This window comes from Rhizobium ecuadorense (assembly GCF_001187535.1).
GTDB classification, from domain to species: Bacteria; Pseudomonadota; Alphaproteobacteria; order Rhizobiales; family Rhizobiaceae; genus Rhizobium; species Rhizobium ecuadorense.
The window spans coordinates 1-233 of sequence record NZ_LFIO01000283.1; the positions used below are offsets into that span (position 1 = coordinate 1).

1 protein-coding gene is annotated in these 233 nt (G+C 52.8%); it reads right to left on the reverse strand.

Annotation, left to right across the window (positions count from 1 at the left end):
- The coding region (locus tag AF337_RS44170; protein WP_210168039.1) for a hypothetical protein at positions 1-209 on the reverse strand (209 nt) is incomplete at its 3' end.
- Positions 210-233: the final 24 nt, after the last annotated feature.

Consider the following 233-nt stretch of genomic DNA (forward strand, 5'->3'; position numbering starts at 1 on the left):
ATAACGACGCTTGCCGAGCAATAACTTGTTGGGTCAACGGAAGCCGCTAGATCGAAGTTTTTGTGCACCCGCCCCATCAGTCTTACAACTGTCAACACCGACAGCATCAACGCAAGCAGGATGGTCAAGTCAGGGACTATAATATAGTCGGCCGTACCAGATGAGCCCCAGCCGGTTGCGTCGGCTATATGCACCTTGCTCCACTGCATGGCGATTGCCGGCCATATTACGAA